A 288-nucleotide genomic window follows, 5' to 3' on the forward strand; every position below is an offset into this window, starting at 1 on the left:
GGCTTGGAAAGACAGAATCCCTCATGGGGAATATCCAGGCAAACCCAAAGCAACAATTATCCAGATCATCAAAGATCTTGGTGTTGATGACTTCCCAAAAGTCTTCAGGGAATTCAGAAACCGCATTCCTATCTACGGATATGGAGATGTTCAAGTAAAGCGGTTATATGATGAAATAAAAAAGGAAGCTGTCTAGTAGCTTCCTTCTCTTTTTACAATTCGGAGAGTAACTTCTCCGAAGCATCGATCATCTTTCTATATTTTCCCAATGCCCATCTACTGAATAAA

General features: G+C 39.6%; 1 protein-coding gene. It reads left to right on the forward strand.

The window, feature by feature from the left end; all coding sequences use genetic code 11:
* A partial coding sequence (locus tag JYB63_RS22920; RefSeq protein WP_205660229.1) for a hypothetical protein occupies window positions 1–196 on the forward strand: 196 nt, incomplete at its 5' end.
* Between the last annotated feature and the right edge of the window lie 92 nt (window positions 197–288).

Origin of the sequence: Aliamphritea spongicola (genome assembly GCF_017051665.1) — a bacterium.
Classification (GTDB): domain Bacteria; phylum Pseudomonadota; class Gammaproteobacteria; order Pseudomonadales; family Balneatricaceae; genus Amphritea; species Amphritea spongicola.